This is a genomic window from Microbacterium sp. HMWF026 (assembly GCF_003061325.1).
Taxonomy (GTDB): domain Bacteria; phylum Actinomycetota; class Actinomycetes; order Actinomycetales; family Microbacteriaceae; genus Microbacterium; species Microbacterium testaceum_E.
The window spans coordinates 1-2729 of record NZ_QAJB01000361.1; the positions used below are offsets into that span (position 1 = coordinate 1).

At 68.6% G+C, this 2729-nt stretch carries 1 protein-coding gene and 1 pseudogene; both read right to left on the reverse strand.

Features of this window, described 5'->3' with window-relative positions; translation table 11 throughout:
* A pseudogene (locus DBR36_RS13450) lies at nucleotides 1–217 on the reverse strand (hypothetical protein); the annotation flags it as partial.
* 49 nt (nucleotides 218–266) lie between these two features.
* Complete coding sequence (locus tag DBR36_RS13455; RefSeq protein ID WP_108320183.1) at nucleotides 267–2696, reverse strand: ATP-dependent helicase; 2430 nt, start codon at nucleotides 2694–2696, stop codon at nucleotides 267–269.
* Between the last annotated feature and the right edge of the window lie 33 nt (nucleotides 2697–2729).

The window sequence follows — 2729 nt, forward strand, 5'->3', positions numbered from 1 at the left end:
ACTCGGCGGCGGGGGTGTCGGGGCCGGCGCCGACGCCACGGAAGGACGACATCGAGATGCCGACCGTCGGGGTCGTCTCGGCCGCCGCGGGCGCGGGGGCGGCGTCGCTCGGACCCGAGGGGTCGACGGGCTGTTCGCCCGGTTCGATTGTGGAGTCGGGCCGGGAGACCGATGCGTCGTCGGAGTCGGAATTCTTGCGGCGCGAGAAGAGAGCCATTGGGCAAGCCTATCCGGGCGCTCCCCCGTGGCGGCCGCGACGGCCCGCCCTACAGCTTGCTGATGGGCGCGATCTTGACGAGCAGCTTCTTGGGCCCGACCGTGTCGAAGCGCACGTGGGCGACGCGCTTCGCGCCCTCGCCGGTGACGGCGTCGACGCGTCCTTCGCCGAAGTCGTCGTGCCGGATGCGGTCGCCGGCGGCGAGCTGCATGTCGCCGTTGTCGCGGACCTTGGCCGGGATGCGGTTGGGGAATTTGCTGGGGTCGGCCGGGGCGCGCTTGGGCAGCGGCACGAGGTCGTCGCCGTAGCGGTTGCCGCCCGGCTGGCCGGGTCGGCGTCCCCGCGCGTTCAGCGCTCGGGACTGCGATCCCCCGCGTCCGTTGACATCTCCCGGCGATTGACGCCAGTCGATCAGGTCGGCGGGGATCTCTTGCAGGAACCGGCTCGGCATGGCGACGGTGACCTCGCCGAACTGCGCGCGGGTCATCGCGAGCGACACGTGCAGGCGCTTGCGCGCGCGGGTGATGCCGACGTAGAACAGGCGCCGTTCCTCTTGAGGTCCGCCGGGCTCGTTGGCCGAGATGCGGTGCGGCAGCAGGTCTTCTTCGACGCCGGTGAGGAACACGGCGTCGTATTCGAGGCCCTTGGCGGTGTGCAGGGTCATGAGCGACACCGACCCGGACGCGTCGTCGAGGTCGTCGGCATCGGCCACGAGGGTCACCTCGGTGAGGAAGTCGATGATCGTGCCCTCGGGGTTGTTGCGCGCGAATTCGCGGGTGACGGCGACGAGTTCGTCGAGGTTCTCGAGGCGCGCTTCGTCCTGCGGGTCTTTGCTCGCCCGCAACGCGTCGAAGTAGCCGCTCTTGTTCAGCAGCAGCGTGAGTCCTTCGGTGACCGAGGTGGAGGGAGCGAGTTCTCCGGATGCCGGCAGCATGATCGCCGTCGCTTCGGTGAGCACGGCGTCGAGCTGATCGATGGCCTTCTGCAGCTTGGGCCCCACGCCGATCTGCGCGGAGTTCGCGAGCGCGTCGCGGAAGGTGATGCCGTGCTCGGCGGCGTAACGGGCGATCGCGGTCTCGGTGACGTCTCCGATACCCCGACGGGGACGGTTCAGGATGCGGCGCACCGCCATGCCGTCGGCGGGGTTGGCGACGGCGATCAGGTAGGCGAGGGCGTCCTTGATCTCGGCGCGCTCGTAGAACTTGGTGCCGCCCATGATCTTGTAGGGCACCGCCGAGCGGATGAAGATCTCTTCAAGCGCACGGGACTGCGAGTTGGTGCGGTAGAACACCGCGACGCCCGAGTACGGCAGGCCCTTCTTGTGCAGCGACTCGATCTCGTCGGCGACGAACTGCGCCTCGTCGTGCTGCGAGTAGCCGGTGAAGCCGATGATCGGGTCGCCGGCGCCGACGTCGGTCCAGAGCTTCTTGTCTTTGCGGTCGAAGTTGTTGGCGATGACCGCGTTGGCGGCCGACAGGATGTTCTGCGTCGAGCGGTAGTTCTGCTCGAGCAGCACGACCTTGGCGCCGGGGTAGTCGCGCTCGAACTCGCTGATGTTGCGGATGTCGGCGCCGCGGAACGCGTAGATCGACTGGTCGGAGTCACCGACGACGGTGAGCGACGCGGCGTCGTCACCCGCGGGCTCCGCCTCGAAGATCATCATCCCGCCCGACGAGAAGGGTTCGGCGTCGGATCCGACGGGCCGCGTCAGCTCGTGGATGAGCGCGTACTGCGCGTGGTTGGTGTCCTGGTACTCGTCGACGAGGATGTGCCGGAACCGCTTGCGGTACACGTCGGCCACCTGCGGGAAGGCGCGGAACAGATACACGGTCTGCGCGATGAGGTCGTCGAAGTCGAAGGCGTTCGCCCGCTGCAGCTCGCGCTGGTAGGACGAGAAGATCTCGACGAACACGCGCTCGGCCGGGTCGCTCATGTTGGCGGACCGCGCGTAGGACTCGGCGTCGGCGAGCTCGTTCTTGAGCTTGGAGATGCGACTCTGCGTTCCAGCCGGCGTGAGGCCGAACGAATCGCCCTCGTGCTCTTTGACCAGCCGCTTGATGAGCGCGCGGGAGTCGCCCGAGTCGTAGATCGTGAACGACTTGGTGAAGCCGAACTGCTCGGCCTCGCGCCGCAGGATGCGCACGCACGCGGAGTGGAACGTCGAGATCCACATGCCGTCGGCCTTCTGCCCGATCAGCTGGTGCACGCGCTCGCGCATCTCGCCCGCGGCCTTGTTGGTGAAGGTGATCGCGAGGATCTGGCTGGGGTAGGCCTCGCGCGTACGCAGCAGCGAGGCGATGCGGCGCGTGAGCACGCTGGTCTTGCCCGACCCGGCACCGGCGACGATGAGCAACGCCTGCCCGCGATAGGTGACGGCCTCGCGCTGGGGGCCGTTCAGCCCCTGCAGGAGGTCGGCGTCGGGGCGGGCGTCCGACGGTGCGGGACCGCCGACGATGAGAGGCGTGGAGGCGTCGGTCATGGCGGGGTCAAGTCTAAGCGGGGCCTCCGACAT

Excerpts from the sequence above, each read along its gene's own strand:
- DBR36_RS13455 (WP_108320183.1), bottom strand. The coding sequence starts at position 2,696 with ATGACCGACGCCTCCACGCCTCTCATCGTCGGCGGTCCCGCACCGTCG.